General features: G+C 64.6%; 18 protein-coding genes. 6 read left to right on the top strand and 12 right to left on the bottom strand.

Translation table 11 applies throughout. The annotated features are described in order from the left end of the window. Positions 1-7: 7 nt before the first annotated feature. The 4 genes from AC1D75_RS11145 to AC1D75_RS11130 all read right to left on the bottom strand — a co-directional run bounded on the left by AC1D75_RS11145 (position 8) and on the right by AC1D75_RS11130 (position 3,880). The gene (locus AC1D75_RS11145) at positions 8-1,126 is read right to left on the bottom strand and encodes an ABC transporter ATP-binding protein (protein ID WP_495515289.1); all 1,119 of its coding nucleotides are present in this window, start codon (positions 1,124-1,126) and stop codon (positions 8-10) included. Further along, entirely contained in the window at positions 1,123-1,833 is a 711-nt protein-coding gene (locus AC1D75_RS11140; protein WP_495515288.1) for an ABC transporter permease, read from the bottom strand. The genes AC1D75_RS11145 and AC1D75_RS11140 overlap by 4 nt, the downstream gene beginning before the upstream one ends. Positions 1,834-1,997: 164 nt before the next feature. Continuing rightward, positions 1,998-2,876 carry an ABC transporter permease gene (locus AC1D75_RS11135; protein WP_495515287.1) on the bottom strand — a complete coding sequence of 293 codons (879 nt, stop codon included), beginning with the start codon at positions 2,874-2,876 and terminating at the stop codon, positions 1,998-2,000. Between the two features lie 8 nt (positions 2,877-2,884). After that, positions 2,885-3,880, bottom strand: coding sequence for an extracellular solute-binding protein (locus tag AC1D75_RS11130; RefSeq protein WP_495515286.1), 996 nt, complete (start codon positions 3,878-3,880; stop codon positions 2,885-2,887). Positions 3,881-4,283: 403 nt separating this feature from the next. Here AC1D75_RS11130 and AC1D75_RS11125 point away from each other — a divergent pair, with 403 nt between their 5' ends. After that, complete coding sequence (locus AC1D75_RS11125; RefSeq protein WP_495515285.1) at positions 4,284-5,081, top strand: DeoR/GlpR family DNA-binding transcription regulator; 798 nt, start codon at positions 4,284-4,286, stop codon at positions 5,079-5,081. 30 nt (positions 5,082-5,111) lie between these two features. On the opposite strand, the gene ligA is transcribed toward AC1D75_RS11125, so the two are convergent. After that, positions 5,112-7,262: an NAD-dependent DNA ligase LigA gene (gene ligA, locus AC1D75_RS11120; protein ID WP_495515284.1), complete on the bottom strand. Its 2,151-nt coding sequence runs from the start codon at positions 7,260-7,262 to the stop codon at positions 5,112-5,114. Between the two features lie 91 nt (positions 7,263-7,353). Between ligA and AC1D75_RS11115 the strand changes: the two genes are divergently transcribed. Both AC1D75_RS11115 and AC1D75_RS11110 read left to right on the top strand, forming a co-directional pair. Beyond that, positions 7,354-7,758: an MmcQ/YjbR family DNA-binding protein gene (locus AC1D75_RS11115; RefSeq protein ID WP_495515283.1), complete on the top strand. Its 405-nt coding sequence runs from the start codon at positions 7,354-7,356 to the stop codon at positions 7,756-7,758. A gap of 85 nt (positions 7,759-7,843) precedes the next feature. Further along, a complete protein-coding gene (locus AC1D75_RS11110) occupies positions 7,844-8,104 on the top strand; it encodes a GlsB/YeaQ/YmgE family stress response membrane protein (RefSeq protein ID WP_495515282.1) in 261 nt (86 codons plus the stop codon). Positions 8,105-8,222: 118 nt separating this feature from the next. Here the strand turns inward: AC1D75_RS11110 and AC1D75_RS11105 are convergent, their stop codons facing one another. The 7 genes from AC1D75_RS11105 to AC1D75_RS11075 form a co-directional block, all read right to left on the bottom strand. Next, entirely contained in the window at positions 8,223-9,236 is a 1,014-nt protein-coding gene (locus tag AC1D75_RS11105; RefSeq protein WP_495515281.1) for a uroporphyrinogen decarboxylase/cobalamine-independent methonine synthase family protein, read from the bottom strand. Continuing rightward, on the bottom strand, positions 9,233-10,372 hold the full coding sequence (mnmA, locus tag AC1D75_RS11100; protein ID WP_495515280.1) for a tRNA 2-thiouridine(34) synthase MnmA: 1,140 nt from the start codon (positions 10,370-10,372) through the stop codon (positions 9,233-9,235). The genes AC1D75_RS11105 and mnmA overlap by 4 nt, the downstream gene beginning before the upstream one ends. Beyond that, positions 10,372-11,583 carry a cysteine desulfurase family protein gene (locus AC1D75_RS11095; RefSeq protein ID WP_495515279.1) on the bottom strand — a complete coding sequence of 404 codons (1,212 nt, stop codon included), beginning with the start codon at positions 11,581-11,583 and terminating at the stop codon, positions 10,372-10,374. The genes mnmA and AC1D75_RS11095 overlap by 1 nt, the downstream gene beginning before the upstream one ends. Continuing rightward, the gene (locus AC1D75_RS11090) at positions 11,502-12,557 is read right to left on the bottom strand and encodes a lysophospholipid acyltransferase family protein (RefSeq protein WP_495515278.1); all 1,056 of its coding nucleotides are present in this window, start codon (positions 12,555-12,557) and stop codon (positions 11,502-11,504) included. The genes AC1D75_RS11095 and AC1D75_RS11090 overlap by 82 nt, the downstream gene beginning before the upstream one ends. Then, positions 12,554-13,363, bottom strand: coding sequence for a GNAT family N-acetyltransferase (locus AC1D75_RS11085; protein WP_495515277.1), 810 nt, complete (start codon positions 13,361-13,363; stop codon positions 12,554-12,556). Before AC1D75_RS11085 ends, AC1D75_RS11090 begins: the two co-directional genes overlap by 4 nt. Positions 13,364-13,525: 162 nt before the next feature. After that, positions 13,526-14,482, bottom strand: a complete 957-nt coding sequence (locus AC1D75_RS11080) for an electron transfer flavoprotein subunit alpha/FixB family protein (RefSeq protein ID WP_495515276.1) — start codon at positions 14,480-14,482, stop codon at positions 13,526-13,528. Positions 14,483-14,533: 51 nt separating this feature from the next. Continuing rightward, positions 14,534-15,319, bottom strand: coding sequence for an electron transfer flavoprotein subunit beta/FixA family protein (locus AC1D75_RS11075; RefSeq protein WP_495515275.1), 786 nt, complete (start codon positions 15,317-15,319; stop codon positions 14,534-14,536). A 225-nt stretch (positions 15,320-15,544) separates the two neighbouring features. Here AC1D75_RS11075 and AC1D75_RS11070 point away from each other — a divergent pair, with 225 nt between their 5' ends. From AC1D75_RS11070 to AC1D75_RS11060, 3 genes are read left to right on the top strand one after another with little or no spacing between them, the layout of a single operon-like run. Then, complete coding sequence (locus tag AC1D75_RS11070; protein WP_495515274.1) at positions 15,545-16,348, top strand: class I SAM-dependent methyltransferase; 804 nt, start codon at positions 15,545-15,547, stop codon at positions 16,346-16,348. 41 nt (positions 16,349-16,389) lie between these two features. Further along, the gene (locus AC1D75_RS11065; RefSeq protein ID WP_495516047.1) at positions 16,390-17,925 is read left to right on the top strand and encodes a 1,4-alpha-glucan branching protein domain-containing protein; all 1,536 of its coding nucleotides are present in this window, start codon (positions 16,390-16,392) and stop codon (positions 17,923-17,925) included. A gap of 31 nt (positions 17,926-17,956) precedes the next feature. Then, positions 17,957-19,249 (top strand): glycosyltransferase family 4 protein, encoded by a 1,293-nt coding sequence (locus AC1D75_RS11060; protein WP_495515273.1) that lies wholly within the window; start codon positions 17,957-17,959, stop codon positions 19,247-19,249. The last annotated feature ends 2 nt before the right edge of the window (positions 19,250-19,251 follow it).

Raw genomic sequence — 19,251 nt, 5'->3', positions numbered from 1 at the left:
TGCGCCTCTAGTGTGGCAGTAATGATGAAACCCTTTCGTCAGCAACAGAATTGACTGTGATCGATCCGGGAACAGGCACGAGTCCGATCCAGTCGGTGACAGCAATCGATGACGGCAACTCCACTGTCAGCGCAGTGTCGGAGAGACCGATCCGGCCGTGCACCCGCACGAGATCCCCGAGGTACTCACTCTGGACAACGCGCAGCGGCAAGCCGGCCCCGGGCTCGGTGCAATGAGCGAAACTGCGTGTCCGGAGGACGAGTTCGCAGTTCTGACCGGCGACCAGGCCGCTGGAGGCAATCTGGTCGACGGGGATCTCCCAACCACCGTTGACCGCTATTGTCCGGTTCGCCGTGACGCTGCCGCTCACCAGTGCGGCGCGCCCGAGGAAGGCCGCGACGAATGCATTGGCCGGCTGCTGCCAGAGTTCTCGTGCCGTGGCGCACTGCTCCATTCGGCCATCGCGCATGACTGCGATGCGATCAGCGAGGGCCAGCGCTTCTTGCTGATCGTGTGTGACCAGGATCGTCGCGCGCCCCGAAGCACGCAGGATCGTGGCAAGTTCGAGGCGCAATTCATCGCGAAGTTGCGGGTCCAGCGCGGCGAGGGGTTCGTCGAGAAGTAGCACTCGAGGATCGGTGGCGAGGGCTCGCGCCAGTGCAACCCGTTGGCGCTGACCGCCGGACAGCTGCCGCGGGGACCGCTCGGCCAACTCCGAGACACGGGCCAACCTCAGGGCCTCGGCGACGGCAGCGACGCGTTCGTCCTTGGAGACGCGCCGCGCGCTGAGTCCATAGCCGACGTTGGCAGCCACACTCATGTGCGGAAACAATCCGTAACTCTGTGGAACCCAGCCGATTCGACGGCCTTCCGGACGGGTTCCGGTGGCATCGGTACCGTCGAGCGACAACGTACCGCCGTCCAGTGGCTCCAGTCCGGCAATCATTCGCAGAGTGGTGGACTTGCCGCAGCCCGAGGGTCCGACCAACGCCAGTACCTCTCCGGAGGAGACATCGAAGCTCACGCCGCTGACTGCGTCTCGATCCGATTTGGGATAGCGCCGGACCAGCGCGGTGGCCTCGACGGCGGGTACCGAGGCTTCGGATCCTTCTGTCCTTGAGGTCATTTCGATCTCCTAACCGTCAGTGTGCCGAGAATGTGAAGGGCGATCGCCATCGGAATCACCGCAGCGCAGTACCAGAGCGTCAACGCCGCACCAGCGGAGGTTTGGCCGTAGACGAAGGAGCTGAACAGCACGACCGGCAGTGTCTGCTGTGCTGGATTGACGAGGAAGTACGTCAGGTTGAACTCACCAAAACTCAATGTGAGCACCATCAGCGCCGCCGCCAGCAACGACGGCCGGATGTGCGGCAGCGTCACGGTACGCAGTCGGCGTAGCACCCCTGCCCCCAGCGTCGCCGCGGTCTGTTCGAGCTCACGCAGGTCTGGGTCCCGTAGGACCGGGGTGAGGGCGGCGACCAGGAAAGGCATCGTGACGACCACGTGACCGCAGATCAGCAACCACCCCGACCGCTGCATCTGGGGATACATGGCGCTCAGGGCCAACCCGACCGCAATTCCGGGAACGGCCAACGGGAGACTTGTCACCCATCTGACGATCCCGATGCCGGGGAGCCGACTGCGGGCAAAGAGCAGCGCCAGCGGAATCCCGAGTGGTATGCCGATCACCAGCGTGTAGAGCGCCACCTGCAGGCTGATCGACAGTGCCGGAACGAATGTCGTCAGCGCCTCGTCGACCCACTTGGTGGTGAGACCCCCGCTGAGCGGACCGTTGTTCCAATTGTCGGTGAATGCGACGAGAACGGTTACCACGATCGGCAAGATCGAGAAGACGACGCAGAACCAGGCGGCGGAGCCGGTGACCCAACGGCGCCGGGAACGCTGCGCTCGGCGTGGAGCCGGTCGGGGTGATCGGCGATCGGATCGAGTAGTCGAACCTACGGGGTCGACCGGCGCCGTCAGAGTTGTACGCATACTCATCTTGCACGCTCCGATTTCGCGATGAGACGCTCGCCCACAGTGTTGAGGAGCGTGAAGACGAGGGCGACTGCCGCCAGCGTGATGGACATCGCGCCGGCCAACGCAGTGTTCTGCAGAGCTGTTCCCTGCTCCGCGATTTCCAGCGGCAAGACCCGGAAACCCTCGGAGAGCGCGGCCACGGTTCCGTAGGCGCCCAGCGAACTTGCGACCGCAAGCCCGGCCGCGGACAGGATGGCAGGCCACAACGCAGGCAAGACCACCGTTGCGAATATCCGCACCGGGGACGCACCCAGGGTGCGGGCGACCGCACTCAGATCTGCATCGAGGCCGCTGGCCGCACCGCGGAGAATGCCCAGGGTACGAGGCAGCTGAAAGTAGAGATAAGCAATCAGCAGACCGGGCATCGAGTAGGCGATGACCAGCATCGGCTGTCCGGTCAACGCGGTCCCGGCGGCCTGCGCCAGCCCGGCGCGGCCGAACAGCACGATGACGAAGAATCCGATCACCAGCCCGGGTAGCGAGAGCGGGAAGGTCAGGATCGCGTCGAAGCCCGCCGCCCGGCCACTGGTGAGTCGGGCCAGATGAAGCGCGGCCGGAAGGGCGACGATCAGGGTGACCACGGTGGAGGCGATCGCAAGCCACAGTGAATTGATCAGGGCGGTACGGTAATTCGCCACCGTGAAGATCTCTGTGTAGTACTGCCAGGTGAATCCCCCACCGGATCCCGTGACGCTTCGGACCAGAAAGGATGTGAGTGGAGCCACCATGAACAACACCAGGAAGGCGACTGCGGGAATCGAACACACCATCACGCCGAGGCCGCGCGGGACGCGCGGCCTCGGCCGGCCGGTGCGTTTGGTGCTCGGGCCGGTCATGAGCATGGTCAGCCCGAGATTGCAGCGGTGTAATCGGCGACGAAATCAGCCTGTGCCGCAGCGAGTTCGGTCATGTCAAGCGACTGCGCCGCGTCGTACGCCTCACTCGGAGCGATCTTCGCCGCGATGTCGGCAGGCATTTCACCGCGAACGGGATGCACGTAGAACTCAGCGAAGAGCTTCTGCCCCTCATCCGAGAACTGGAAGTCGATCCACTTCTTCGCGCCGTCCGGATTCGGCCCGTTCTTGACCAGGCTCAAAGCGTAGGCGACCTTGACGGTTCCGTCGGAGGGAAGGACGACCTCGATGTCGGCATTCTGGTTGTACTTCTGTGCGTAGCCGTTGAAGTCAGCGTCGACGAGGATCGGATACTCACCCGAAGCCGCCTTGCTGGGCGTGGTGTTGACAGGCGCCTGACCACCGTTCGCCTTCAACTTCGCGAAGTAGTCGAGGGCCGGGGACCAGTCGGTCATCGACCCGCCGCGAGCAAGATTGACCGCCGCCGCCGTGTAGTACCCGATCGCCGCCTTTGCCGGATCGGCGTAGAACACCATGTCCTTGTACTCGGGCTTGAGCAGATCGTCCCAACTCTGCGGCACGGGAAGCCCGCCGAGCGCCTTCTTGTTGACCAGGAACGACACCACGCCGTAGTGCGCGACGTTCCATGAACCATCGGCGGCCTTCAAATCGTTCGAGATCTCGTCGGCCCCGGCCGGCACATAGGGTTCCAAGAGACCCTGCTGATCAGCAGAGACACCGAAGGTTGGTCCCCAGTAGGCCACATCGGCCTGCGGATGGTCCTTCTGCTCTGCCAGTGCGGAGAGAGTCTGCCCGCTGTTCTTGACATCGGCGGGAACGGTGATGTCCGTCTGCTCGGCGAATGCCGCTCGGACGTCCTTGTAATTCGCCCACTCGTCCGGACTGTTGTACTGGACCACCGTGCCTGCGGCTGCATCGCTGCCACCGCCTCCCACCGCACTGGAACATCCAGCGGTCGACATCATGGCGATAACTGCAAGCGCCCCAGCATATTTCACTACTTTTGAACGTGAACGAACGAGACCGCGCATTGCGGATGCCACTCCTCTTTTAGGGGATGAATTGGGCCTTGAGCAGACCAGCGAGAGGCGGACACCGTGGTCCGCAGTCCCAGTATGTCGCACGAAAATGGGTAGTTTTCACCAAATCATGAAGATTTAACCATTAGTTACGCTAACGGACTTCGGGCGTCTGGCTACCGGACTCCTTCGCGCACATCGACACGAAAGCGGCTGTACTGCAGTCACATTGCGGTCGTCATCGGGTAGATGAGCATCCATGGACGGACGTCGAACAATGCTACGGTCATGGAGATCGGCCCGGCGTATCCCCAATCCATCCCCTGTGCCCAGATCGAGGAGACCGTCAGTGAGCTCGAGCAGAGCGGCCCCGCCGGCACGACGCCAGCAAGCCATTGCCGATCACCTGTTCGCACACAACACGTCCACCGCACAAGAACTCGCGGAACTGTTCGGTGTGAGCCTGGTGACCATGCATCGAGATCTGGATGCGCTGGCGAGAAAGCGCGTCGTCCGGAAGTTCCACGGCGGCGTCACCGCGCAACCTTCCAGTGTGTTCGAGAGCAGTGTCGAGTTCAGGATGAGCCATGCACTGGAAGAGAAGCGGTCGATTGCCCGGTTGGCCGCGCAGTACGTCGAGCCAGGAATGTCAGTGCTACTGGATAATTCGACGACCAATCTCCACTTACTGGAACTCCTCGAGGAGACCCGTCCGCTGACCCTGATCACCAACTTCGTCCCGATCATCACCACTGCGTCGCAGTGGTCGGACGTGGTCCTGGTTGTACTCGGAGGCGAGTACAACAGTCGGCTCGCCTCGCTCCTCGGCGTCGATTGCCAGGCTGCGGCGAGGCGGGTCCGCGCCGATATCGGGTTCTTCTCGTTTTCCGGAATCGATGCCGGTGGGATGTACCACCAAGAGCAGGACGTCGTCGCGTGCAAGCAGGCCATGCTCGCGTCGTCGGGCCGACGGATTGCTCTCGCCGATCACAGCAAACTTGGCCGAACCGCGTTGCATTGGGCTGCGCCCCTGGCTGATTTCGAGCAGGTGATCACCGATCCCGGCGCACCGAGGGACGTTCTGCGTGAACTTCGTGAGCATGACGCACGTGTCACCGTCTGCACCGATGCACGCGGGCAGGAGTAGCTGCCGCCGAACTTGAACCTTGCGGGGTGGCTATTTCGGGTCCGCTGGCTCCTCCTCGCTCGGACCGGCATCGACCGCGTTTTCGCTGTCGTCTGTTGCCGGCGGTCCCTCAGCCAAGAGTTTTTTGAAACCGTCCTCGTCGAGGATGGGGACACCGAGTTGTTCTGCTTTGGCCGCTTTCGTCCCCGGGGCGTCACCGATCACCACAAACGCGGTCTTCTTCGACACCGACCCCGACGCCTTGCCGCCGCGGACCAGGATCGCTTCCTTGGCACCGTCGCGGGAGAAGTCCTGCAGGGAACCGGTGACCACGATGCTCAGGCCCTCGAGGTTGCGCGGGATCGACTCGTCGCGCTCGTCCTCCATCTGGACGCCTGCGGCCCGCCACTTGTCGACGATCTCACGATGCCAGTCGACGGCGAACCAGTCGACGACGCTCTGCGCCAACGTGTTTCCCATACCTTCGACATCGGCGAGTTGCTCAACCGAAGCCGACTCGATGGCTTCGAGCGAGCCGAACTCCGTGGCCAGCGCACGCGCCGCGCTGGGCCCGACATGCCTGATCGACAGCCCTACCAGTACCCGCCACAGCGGCACCTTCTTGGCCTTCTCGAGATTGGTGAGCAACCAGGCGCCGTTGGCCGACAATCCACCGTCTTTATTGTTGAATAGTTCAACTCGCGCCAGATCATCGGCGGTCAACGAGAACAGGTCGGCCTCGTTGCGCAGAACGCCAGATGACAGCAACGCTCCGGCAGCCTCGTAGCCGAGGGCCTCGATGTCGAACGCTCCCCGGCCGGCCAAATGAAAAAGACGCTCACGTAACTGCGCGGGACACAGCTCACTGTTGGGGCAGCGAATGTCCGCGTCGCCGTCTTTCTCGTATTTCAGTTCCGTTCCGCATTCGGGACAGTGCGTGGGCATCACGAACTCACGCTCTGTGCCGTCGCGTAGATCGACGACCGGACCGAGAACCTCGGGTATCACGTCACCGGCCTTGCGGATGGTGACGGTGTCACCGATCCACACGCCCTTGCGCTTCACCTCCGACGCATTGTGCAGCGTCGCCCGCGACACAGTCGAACCAGCGACAGTGACCGGCTTCATGAAGGCATACGGCGTGACTCGACCCGTTCTACCGACGCCCACCTTGATGTCGAGCAGCTTCGTCGTCACCTCTTCAGGCGGGTACTTGTATGCGATGGCCCAGCGCGGCGCGCGGGAGGTGGAGCCGAGACGACGCTGCAATCCTAAGTCGTCGACCTTCACCACGATGCCGTCGATCTCGTGTTCGACATCGTGGCGATGCACGCCCCAATAATCGATCCTCTCCAGGATCGATTCGGCGCCAACAAGTTTGGTGGTGTGCTTAGAAACCGGAAGGCCCCACTCCCCCAGCGCCAGATAAGCGTCGTGGAGGGTCTTGAATGTGGCTCCCTCGACCCGGCCGAGCCCGTGGCAGATCATGCCCAGCCGACGGCGTGCGGTGATCTGTGGATTCTTCTGGCGCAGCGAACCGGCCGCGGAGTTGCGCGGGTTGGCGAACGGCGCCTTACCGGCCTCGACCAACGACGCATTGAGCGCTTGAAAGTCTTTGACCCGGAAGAACACCTCACCGCGGACCTCCAGCAGATCCGGAATCGGGTACTTCTCCGATTCGGTCAGCCGATGCGGGACGTCGTTGATGGTTTTCGCGTTGAGGGTGACATCTTCACCTGTGCGGCCGTCGCCTCGGGTGGTGCCTCGAACGAGCACACCCTTCTCATAGACCAGGCTCAACGCCACGCCGTCGATCTTCAGCTCGCACAGGTATTCCAGGCCGGCGCCGGCATCGGCCTCGACGCGACCGACCCAGGCCCGCATCTCCTCGGCGTCGAAGACGTTGTCGAGCGACATCATGCGTTCGAGGTGATCAACCGCCTTGAACTCGGTTGCGAATCCACCGCCGACGAGCTTGGTCGGCGAGTCGGCCACCGCGAGCTCGGGATACTGCTCCTCCAGGTGCTGCAGCTTCTGGAGAAGGGCATCGAAATCACCGTCGGTGATGATCGGCGCGTCTTTGACGTAGTAGCGAAACTGGTGGTCACGCACCTCTTCGGCCAGCCTCGCCCACTGCTCGCGCACATCCGAGGGGGTGGGCTCCGCGGGCGTCGGCTCTTCGATATCTGCACTGTCGGACACACTGTTGAAGATAGTCGAGGGTGCCGACAGACCAATCCGGCTACGGCCGAATAGTCGAAACGCCCCACCTGCTCGTTCTACCCTTGTCACCATGTCGCACCCGATCATGTTCTCCGACGATGACCCGGTCCTGAATCGGTTGCGCAGTGTCGCCCTGGCGTTTCCCGATGCCACCGAGGTCGTCGCACACGGCAGGCCCACATTTCGTGGCGGAAAGATGTTCGGCATGTACGGCGGTGGCGTCAAGGGCGGGCCGAGGTTCGACGCGTCGATCCTCTTCAAGGTCGACGAATCCGAACGTAGTGCCCTGGAACAAGATCCCCGGTTCTTCTATCCGGCCTACGTGGGGCCCTACGGTTGGCTTGGTCTCGATCTGTCGAAGAAGCCCGATTGGACAGAGGTGGCCGAATTGCTCGACGCCAGTTACCGCATGATCGCGCCGAAGAAACTCATCACGCGCCTCGACGACGGAGAACGACCGGCCGAACTGGGCTGATACCCGGGCGTCGGTTGACCCGGACGCGAGGACCAAATCACGTCCAATGTGCGATCTGGGTCACCTCACTGCATATACTCCGCACATGCTTCTCATCGGAATCATCCTCTTCGGCATGCTCATCGGCGCCGCAGCCCAGCTCATCCTCGGCAAGCCCTCCGGTGGCATCGACTGGACCCTGGCGATCATCGCCGGCCTGCTCGGATCATTCGTCGGCGGACTGCTGATCAGCCTGGTCACGGGCCACGGGATCCAATTCCACATCAGCGGCATCATCGGCTCGCTGGTCGGCGCCGTGATCGTGACCGCCGGATGGCAGTTGTGGGCGCGTAAGCGCACTGCCTGATCTGCGCCTGCGTCGGTTGCTGCGCGTGGGGTGCTCACACACCCTTGCGTAGTGATTGCTCATGTAGATCAGAGCCGTGCGGGACGTGAAATGTTCCCGAACGTTTCCAGAGCACGGGTCAGACAGATGTGGGATCGGCGTGTAGGCCTTGAGCTGCCTTGCCGCACAACGCGAGCGCGGTCTTCGCCCATTCCGCGTCGGCCCCGGCCAGACCACATCCGGGACTGATGACGATCTGCTCGGCCAACACCTTGCGGGACAACCCGATTCGGTCGATCAGCTCTGCGCAGTTGGCGGCCACCTGCTCGGCAGCGAGTTCTTTGGCAGGCGCGGTGGACGGTACGGCGCCAAGCACCACCTCGCGGCCCTCGTCGAGCAGCAGCCCGATCCCATCGAGGTCTGCTGTCCGGATCTGCGCAAGATCAACGCTGATCGCGGCAAAGCGGCTCCGCGCCAGCAGATCCCACTGCACATCGGACGAGCAGTCGTGCATGATCACCGGGCGGTTCACCACGGTGATGAAGTTGTCGTAGTGCTCGGCGACCGTCTGCACCGGGATCGGGTTGATGATGTTGAACCGGGTCAACGGCTCGATCGAACCCTCGACCACGCGGCCGATGAGCGGTTCGTCCACCTGGACGACAACCTTTGCGCCCGTACGCCTACTGACGTCGTTGGCGTGTACCCGGAGGCCTTCGGCCATCGATTCGACCAGATCGGACCACGCGCCCTCGTCGCGGAGGATCTTGTGACCACCGGCGAGTTCCACCGATGCGGCCAGTGTGAACGGCCCGCACGCCTGCACTTTGACGGTGCGGTCGGTACCGGTCAAACCTGCCCGCTCCCAGGCTTCTTCGAAGGCATCCAGATCGGCGGCCAGGAAGTCCCGGGCCCGGCGACTCAAACCCGATGGGCGTCCCGAGAGTCGATAGCCCGAAGGTGCGACGTCCATCGGCATGTCAACCAGGAGCACCGCGGCCCGGCCGACCATGTCGGCGCCCAGTCCGCGGGCGGGCAATTCCGGGAGGAACGCGAACTCTGTTTCACCGACACTGATCTCGGCGGCAACCCGCGGATCGGTGCCCGGCATCGAGCCGACCCCTGTGCCCGATCCGACTGGCAGGATGCTCACGCGCCGGAGCTGCTGACCAGGTCGCCGGGGACCGAACCGGTCACCACGATGCGACCACTGCCGACCACCAGGTCGCCGTTGACAGAATCCGGTAGATAAACAACCGCTGCCTGCCCTCGGGCCACACCGGTTAGTGGGGCCTGCAGTCGAATCCGGATTCCCGGACCTTCGACACCGTCGGTACCGTCATCGATCGCCTCGACCGTCGCAGGTGCCAGGCCACCGTGAGCCCGCACCTGAACCATCGCCTCGAACGGCCCGGTCGGCGTCTCACCGGAGGTCCAGATCGCGCGGCCCGCGGTGATACTCCACACCTGGAGGTGCTCAGAAGAACCAACCGTCACCGTGCCCGAATCCGGGTCGATCTCGGTGACGTACCGGGGCTTGCCGTCGGTTGCCGGGGCCTCGATCCCGAGGCCCTTGCGCTGACCGATGGTGAATCCGTGGACGCCCTCGTGGTCGGCGAGCTCGGCGCCCGAATCGGCGTCGACAACCTTGCCCGGCCGCACACCGATGGTGGCGCCGAGGAAGGCCCGGGTATCTCCGGTGGGGATGAAGCAGATGTCGTGTGAGTCCGGCTTGTCGGCCACGGACAGGTCTTTCGCGGCGGCCTCGGCGCGGATCTGATCCTTCGGGGTGTCGCCCACCGGGAACATCGCATGCGAAAGCTGCTCCGCGGTCAGCACCGCCAGCACGTAGGACTGGTCTTTGTCGTCGTCGACGGCTCGCCGCAGTTGCCCGTTCTCGAGCCGGGCGTAGTGGCCCGTGGCCACCGCGTCGAATCCCAATGCGATCGCCCGCTCGGACAACGCGGAGAACTTGATCTTCTCGTTGCAGGTCAAGCAGGGATTGGGTGTCTGCCCGGCAGCGTAGGCGGCAACGAACTCGTCGATGACGTCGTCCTTGAACCGATCGGCGAAGTCCCAGACGTAGAACGGGATCCCGAGCACGTCGGCAGCGCGGCGCGCATCGTCGGCGTCCTCACGCGAACAGCATCCGCGAGAACCGGTACGTAGTGCGCCGGGTGCGGTCGACAACGCCAGGTGCACCCCGACGACCTCGTGTCCGGCCTCGACGGCGCGGGCCGCGGCAACTGCCGAGTCGACACCACCGCTCATGGCAGCGAGTACCCGCATCAGCGATCACCCGCCATCGCGGTGGCCATACCGGCAGCCTGTGCGCGGGCGACGACCTCACCGATCACCGCACCGACCGCCTCGATCTCGTCGACCGTGGTGGACGGTGCCAGCGAAAAGCGAAGGGAGCTACGGGCATCGGCGGTGGACACACCCATCGCGGTCAGCACGTGGCTCGCACGCGCCACACCGGCCGTGCAGGCCGAGCCGGTCGAACATTCAATACCGTTGGCGTCGAGCAACATCAACAGCGAATCACCTTCACAGCCGGGGAAAGAAACATGTACATTTCCGGGAAGTCGCTGCGGTCCGATCGGGCCGTTGATGACACATCCGGAGCTCGATTCGGCGAGCACCTCGAACAGTCGATCACGCAGCGCCGCGACCGCGGGCATCGTGACATCGAGTTCTCGCACCGAAACGTCCAGCGCCACAGCCATACCCACCGCAGCCGGTACGTCGGGGGTGCCAGAGCGAACGTCGCGCTCGTGTCCGCCACCGTGCAGCAGCGGGACACAATCGACGTCGCGGCCGAGCAGTAGTGCACCGACGCCGTAGGGTCCACCGAACTTGTGTCCGGTGACACTCATTGCCGACAGTCCGCTGGCACCGAAGTCGATGGGCAGATGCCCGGCGGCCTGGATCGCATCGGAGTGCATCGGCACCCCGAACTCGCGACAGATCTCGGCCAGCTCCGCAATGGGTTCGATGGCACCGATTTCGTTGTTGGCCCACATCACGCTGACCAGTGCGGTCTGCTCGGCATGGGCCGACAGCTCGGCGCGAAGGACGGCAGGATCGACGAGTCCCTGGGCATCGACCGGGAGCCAGGTCACGTCGGCACCCTCGGAATCAACGAGCCACAGCACCGGATCGAGGATCGCGTGATGTTCGATCGACGAAGCGATGATCCGCTTGCGCGGAGTCTCCGGATTCTTGTTGCGCGCCCAGAAGATGCCCTTGATGGCGAGGTTGTCGCTCTCGGTGCCACCACCGGTGAAGATCACCTCGGAGGGCCGTGCGCCCAGGGAGGCCGCGATCGATTCGCGTGATTCCTCCAGGCGACGACGGGCCCGGCGACCGGATCCGTGCAGCGACGAAGCATTGCCCGCGATCCCCAAGAGCTCATTCATCGCCACGACGGCGGCGGGGACCATGATGGTCGACGCGGCGTGGTCGAGGTAGATGGGCGTGCGATCAGCGGAGAACATAACCAACCAAGGATAACCGCATCATCGCCCTTGTTATTTCCAGCGTCCGAGCCGCCGTCGGCGCGCTCGTTCAGATTCGGCAACCCGAACACGATGCGCTCACAGCGGGCCGCGAGTTCACGGCGATCACAGCCGGAAAACTGCAGTTCACAGAGTCGGACCCGCACCGTCAGTCCTTTTGCGAGCAACACCCGACGCAGGGTGTCGGCAATGGTGTCATCGCCGATGTAGCAGGGTGCGGTGCTGACCTGGCCTGCCGATGTGTGGAAACTCACCACCATCGGACGTACCGGCACCTGCGCATCGATCGCGGCCTGGAAGAACGCCGGCCGGAAGCGGCCACCGCCGCGACCACACCAGGTGGTTCCCTCGGGGAACACCCCGACGCTGTCACCGGCCACGAGTTCGGCCCGCACCTCGTCGACCACTGTCGGCAATTCCCGCAGGGATTCACGCCTCAGCCCGATGACACCGATACCCCGGGTCAGCCATCCGATCACCGGCCACCCGGTCACCTCGGACTTGGCTACAAAATGTGCCGGGCTGACCGCGGCCAGCGCCAGGATGTCGAGGAACGAAACGTGGTTGGCCACGATGAGGCCGCCACCGGAAATCCTTCCCGCCGCCTCGTCGGCCGGATTGTCGATGTCCAAGGCCAGCCCGAGTGCGGCGAGCAACCGGCGGGCGGCAAACCGCAGGTACGGGGTGCGTAGCGCTCTGGGCAGGAAGGCCACGATCACACCGACCACCAGAACCGCGGCGATGGTCAGTGGCAACGCCACGATCCGCCGGGCCTGCCGAATCCGTCCGGCCCGGTGCTCGCCCGGGCGGATGCAGCTGTTGTCGCAGCCACTGACCGGGAACCAGCCGTGCCGCGGCGATCCGGTCACAGCGGGATCGGAGACGGCGAGATCGGAGACACTGGACGCAGCCTCTGGGGGCGCGGCCACGATGGCTGTACTCGCGGTGGTCATCGCCCCGCTCCGGACGTCGCCTGGCGTAGGCGGTCCAGATATCTGCGGTTGGCGAGCCGGCCGTCGAGGACCGTTACGAAATCGGCGACACCGAAGTCCGGGTCGTGTGCGGGCTCCCCGCAGATCCACGCGCCCATTCGGAGGTAGCCGGTGAGCAGAGGCGGCATCCGCAGCCTCGGTGACGGGTCGATGTCATCGAGATGCACTCCGTCGATTTCGACGCGGCGGTGCGGAAAGGCCTGCCACGGTCCGGCGTGCCGGTTACGCACGTGATCGCGGATCCCGCGGACCTGTGCGCCGGGACGGTCACGCGACGGATCGCCGGAGATGGGTACCGAGGTGGCACCCATGAGGTAGCGGTATCCGCTGCGCTCGAGGTAGGCCAAGATGCCCGACCACATCAGTGCCAGCACCGCGCCGGATCGGTGTGCTGCGTCGACGCATGCTCGTCCCATCTCGATCGTTTGTGGTGCGATGCCGTCGAGTTCGGTGATGTCGAATTCGGTTGCGAGATATGGTCCGCCCGCGGCAATCGCGCCTGGCGGCGGCAGCAGGCGGTAGCTGCCGACCACGTCTCCGCTCAGATTGTGTCGGACCACCAGATGATCGCAATGTTCGTCGAAGCGATCGGTGTCGCGTTGATCCGCGGAGGCCGATGCCGGCGCGGTGAAGCCCGGCTCGCCGGCGAAGACGCGGTAACGCAGCCGGGCGATGGTGTCGATGTCGGAGAGGTCGTTGCTCAGATACAGGCTGTAGGTAGGGCCGGAGACGAGTGCGGTGTCGCGCTGTGCGGCATATGTCCTCATGGGCATAGGTGTATCGACCGCGCCGTACCGGGCGACTGCGCAGACGTTAGGTGTCGGTGCCAATTGGGTGAACAGGCAGGGTGGATGAACGGCAAACGACCCTCCACCCGATTCGGGTGAAGGGTCGTTCGATTGCCTGCGAAGCGCGGAGGAGCTAGGCGCTCACTTGCGCGCCTTGACGGCCTCGGTCAGCTGCGGGGCGACGTTGAACAGGTCGCCGACGATGCCGAAGTCGGCGATCTCGAAGATGGGTGCCTCTTCGTCCTTGTTGACAGCGACGATCGTCTTCGAGGTCTGCATACCGGCCCGGTGCTGGATGGCACCGGAGATGCCGAGTGCCACATAGAGCTGGGGCGACACGGTCTTGCCGGTCTGACCGACCTGGAACTGTCCCGGGTAGTAACCGGAGTCGACGGCCGCACGCGAAGCGCCGACAGCGGCACCCAGCGAATCGGCGAGTTCTTCGACGACGGAGAACTTCTCGGCACTGCCGACGCCGCGGCCACCGGAGACCACGATGGTGGCCTCGGTCAGCTCGGGGCGATCGCCACCGATGTTCGGCTCGATCTTGGTGATCTTGACGGCGTTCTCGGGAACCTCGGGAACCTCGATGTCGACACGCTCACCGGCACCGGGCGCGGGAGCGGCCTCGACGCCACCGGGGCGGATCGAGAACACGGGGACATCGCCGCCGGCCTGAGCCTCGACGGTGTACGCGCCACCGAAGATCGAGTGGACGCCGATGCCGCCCTCTTTCACGTCGATGACGTCGGCGAGGACACCCGAACCGAGACGGGCAGCGAGACGGCCCGCGATTTCCTTGCCGTCGACCGTGGCAGCCACGATCACGCCGGCCGGAGCGGCCTGCTCGACGAGGGTGCCGAGGATGTCGACCTTGGGGGTGACGAGGTAGCCGTCGACTGCGTCGGACTCTGCGACGTAGACCTTTTCAGCGCCGGCTTCTTTCAAGCCGTCGATGATGGCGTCGGCGGTTCCGGGCTTGCCGGCGACAACCACCGACGGGCTGCCCAGGGCGCGGGCAGCGGTGATGAGCTCAGAGGTGACCTTCTTCAGGGCCCCTTCGGCGTCCAGCTCAGCGAGGACAAGTACTTCAGCCATGGCTTTTACTCCTTGGATGGTGGTCGATGTGGTGGTGTGTGGCGGAGAAGATCAGATGATCTTCTGGCCGACCAGGAACTCGGCGACCTTCGTGCCGCCGTCACCCTCATCGACGACCTTTTCGCCTGCGGTCTTCGCAGGCTTCGGGGTTGAGGCGGTGACCGTCGATCCGGCGTTGGCCAGACCGACCTCTTCGGGTTCGACGCCGATATCCGCGAGCGAAAGGATCTGAACCTCTTTTTTCTTTGCTGCCATGATGCCCTTGAAGGACGGGAAGCGGGGTTCGTTGATCTTCTCGCCGACGCTGACGATCGCGGGCAGAGCCGATTCGAGGTGGAAGATACCCTCGTCGGTCTCACGCTCACCGGTCAGCTTCTCGCCGTCGACGGTCAGCTTGCGCAAGTGGGTCAGGTGCGGCAGTTCGAGGTACTCGGCGATGATCGCGGGCACGGCGCCGACGCGGCCGTCGGTGGCCTCGTTACCTGCGATGACCAGCTCGACACCTTCGACGGTACCCAGCGCACGGGCGAGAACCCACGCGGTCTGGATGGCGTCGCTGCCGTGCATTGCGTCATCTTGGACGTGGATGGCCTTGTCAGCACCCATCGACAGCGCCTTACGGATCGCATCGGTGGTCCGGGCGGGGCCCACGGCCAGCACGGTCACCTCGCCACCGTTGGCTTCTTTGATCTGCAGGGCCTCTTCGACGGCCTTCTCGTTGATCTCGTCGAGCACAGCGTCGGCAGCTTCGCGATCGAGGGTGTAGTCACCGTCGCTGAGCTTCCGCTCGGAGTACGTGTCAGGGACCTGCTTGATCAGAACGACAATATTTGTCATGGGTCTACGTCGACCTCCTGCGTAGGGTTCTGGACAACTTACCCGTCGGTAAGTACGCCTTGTTCTGTACCACCTTAGCGCGCACTAAGAGGAGGTCGACCACCCGATTCTGTCACAATGACCTCCGTCACATTCCTACGGTCGTGAACGCTCGGCGACGAAGATCTGAACTCCGGTTCCAAGTCGCCCTTCAGGTCCGACTCCGCGACCACTAGGCTCCCCTAAATGGCCAACCGCACGCGTGGATCGCAGGACACCGTCACCCAGCCCGACACGGGTGAATCGGTGCCGCCCGCGCTTGCCCTCACCGGCGAACGAACGGTTCCCGGCATCGCCGAGGAGAACTACTGGTTCCGCCGTCACGAGGTGGCCTATGAATACGTACTGCAACGTTGCAGCGGCAAAGACGTGCTCGAAGCCGGATCCGGCGAGGGCTATGGCGCCGATCAGATCTCGACCGTGGCCGGCGGTGTCACCTGTGTCGACTACGACCTGTCCGCGGTGCAGCACACCCGCGCCCGCTATCCGCAGCTCACCATCCATCAGGCCAACCTGATCGACCTGCCCATCGCCGCCGAATCGGTGGACACGGTCGTGAACTTCCAGGTGATCGAACACCTCTGGGATCAGCCCGCATTCGTTGCCGAATGTCTGCGCGTCCTACGCCGTGGGGGCGAACTCCTGATCTCGACCCCCAACCGGATCACCTTCTCCCCCGGTCGCGACACCCCCCTCAATCCTTTTCATACGCGCGAACTGAATCCCGCCGAACTGCGCGAGCTCCTCGAAGACGCCGGTTTCACGGTCACCGAAACACTCGGGGTGTTCCACGGCGCCGGCATGCGCACCCTCGACAGCAAGTGGGGTGGTTCGTTCATCGACGCCCAGATCGAACGCGCCCTGTCCGGGCAGCCCTGGCCGCAGGAGCTGACCGATGACGTCGCCGGGGTCGGGACCTGCGACTTCGACATCAGCGACACCGACCTCGATGCGAGCCTCGACCTGCTGTTCATCGCGGTGAAGCCTTGAGGGACAACGCCTTGCCCGACAAGGCGAGCCCGGCACCGGGCATGTTCAGTCTGGTGCTGCATTCCCATCTGCCCTGGCTGGCCAATCACGGTCGCTGGCCGGTCGGCGAAGAATGGCTCTATCAATCGTGGGCCGCGTCGTACCAGCCGGTGTTCGCCGCGCTCCGACGACTCGCCGCCGATGGCTTCACCGACCAGCTGACGCTGGGCATCACGCCGGTCCTGGCCGCCCAGCTCGACGATCCTCACTGCCTGAGCTCGATGTACGAGTGGCTCGCCGATTGGCAGCTCCGTGGCGCCGAGGCCGCGATCTCCCGCGCCGACACCGGTAGCACCGCACGTCCCACCGCATCGATCAACGAGCTCGGTACTCGTGAATACCGCAGTGCCGCAGCTGCATTGGACGACTTCGAAACACATTGGCGCCATGGCGGTTCCGCGCTGATCCGCTCCGTTGTCGACTCCGGCACCATCGAGTTGCTCGGCGGACCACTGGCCCACCCGTTTGCGCCACTCCTCGATCCCCGACTGCGCGACTTCTCGCTCCGCGAGGGTCTGTACGACGCGCAGCAACGGTTCAACACCCGCCCCGAGGGGATCTGGGCACCGGAATGCGCCTACGCGCCGGGTATGGAGGCCGACTACCAGGCCGCCGGTGTCCGGCACTTCATGGTCGACGGCCCGGCTCTGCACGGCGACACCAGCCTTGGCCGCACGGTTGGCGACAGTAATGTGGTCGCCTTCGGCCGCGACCTGCAGGTGTCCTATCGGGTGTGGTCACCGAAATCGGGCTACCCGGGCAACAGCGCCTACCGCGACTTCCATACGTACGACCATCAATTCGGCCTCAAACCGGCGCGGGTCACCGGACGGACCGTCGCGGGGCCGGACAAGAAGCCCTACGAACCGGCCCGCGCACAGGCCGCACTGCGCCGTCACGTCGACGACTTCGTCACCTGTGTCCGCGAACGATTGATCAGCGAGAGCCGGCGCATCGGTCGTCCGGCGCATGTGGTCGCCGCGTTCGACACCGAACTGTTCGGTCACTGGTGGCACGAGGGACCGCAGTGGCTCGAAGCCGTCCTGCGCGCCCTGCCCGAGGCCGGGATCACCGTGGGCACACTGAAAACCGCACGTGATGAGGGCTATGTCGGGGCGCCCGTGGAGCTGAGCGAGTCATCCTGGGGTTCCGGAAAGGACTGGCGGGTCTGGAACGGTCCGGTCGTCGAGGATCTGGTGCGGATCAATGCCGAAGTGGTGTCGGCGGCGCTCGCCACCGTCCAGAAGCGCCGCGATCAGCAGCCCATGCGGGATCACGTCAGCGATCAGATCCTGCGCGAGACACTGATGACGCTGTCATCGGACTGGCCGTTCATGGTGTCCAAACAGACCGCGGCCGACTACGCCCGTAATCGTCTCTACACCCATGCCCACGCGACACGGGAGATCTGCGATGCCGCCGACCGAGGGCGGGAATCGGTTGCGGCACAACTGTCGTCGCAATGGAACCGGGCCGACAACCTGTTTGCCGGACTCGATGCACGTCGATTGAATTTTGCGGGGCGGGAAACACCATGAGGTTGCACGAGATTCGGATGGCGGGGGCAGCATGAAGGTTTTGATCGTGTCGTGGGAGTACCCACCCGTGGTGGTCGGGGGCCTGGGCAGGCACGTGCACCATCTCGCAGTCGAACTCGCCCGCGCCGGGCACGATGTGGTGGTGCTGTCGCGGCAACCCGGCGGCAGCGACGGATTGACCAATCCCGGCACAGATGCCGAAAACGAGGGTGTTCGCGTGATCGCCGCGGCCGAGGATCCGCCGCACTTCGTCTTCGGCGAAGACATGATGGCCTGGACTCTCGCGATGGGGCATTCACTCCTGCGTGCCGGGCTCAAGTTGGGTGACTCGAAAAACCTTGCCGCCGAAGGCCCGTGGATTCCCGACGTGGTCCACGCCCACGACTGGCTGGTCGCCCACCCGGCGATCGCGCTTGCCGAGCACTTCGATGTCCCGCTGGTCAGCACCATCCACGCCACCGAGGCCGGCCGCCACAGTGGTTGGGTCAGCGGTCGGGTGAACCGGCAAGTCCACTCGGTCGAATGGTGGCTCGCCGCCGAATCCGACGCGCTGATCGCCTGCTCGCAATCCATGCACGACGAGGTGAACCGGCTGTTCGGCCCCGAACTCGCCGAGATCCACACCATCAACAACGGCATCGACGTACAGGCCTGGCCTTTTGCTCAGCGCGTCGCCCACGGTGGGCCGCCGAGGCTGCTCTACGCCGGCCGCCTCGAGTACGAAAAGGGTTTGCAGGACGCGATTGCCGCACTGGCCCGCATCCGCCGGTCGTTTCCCGGCACCACACTGACCGTCGCGGGCGACGGCACGCAGCTCGACTGGCTGCAGGAGGTCGCGCGCAAACATCGTGTGTCACGGGCCATCAGGTGGGTCGGCAGTGTCGACCGGATCGGCCTGACCACGCTGATGCACGACTGTGACGCGATCGTCCTACCCAGCCGATACGAACCGTTCGGACTGATCGCCCTCGAGGCGGCCGCCACCGGCATCCCTCTGGTGACGTCCACCGCCGGTGGGCTCGGTGAGGCGGTCACCGACGGTGTCACCGGGATGAGTTTCGCACCCGCCGACGTGGCGGGTCTGACGGCTGCGATCCGCGGGGTCCTCGGCGATCCAGATGCCGCTCAGCAACGTGCCATCGCCGCCCGCGCCCGGGTGGCCGACGGTTTTGCCTGGAACCAGGTCGCCGAACGTACCGCCGGGGTCTATCTCGCTGCGAAGCGCCGCATCCGGCGCCCACTGGGCCGGCCCGACATCGTCGAACGTCCACTGCCCGAACGTGACCCGGCGGTGCCGGTGGTCGCCGCGCTTCCCGCCGACTGACA

It is taken from the genome of Williamsia sp. Y712 (assembly GCF_059445525.1).
The sequence above is the reverse complement of the archived record's forward strand: the minus strand, read 5'-3'. Positions and strand labels throughout refer to the sequence as shown.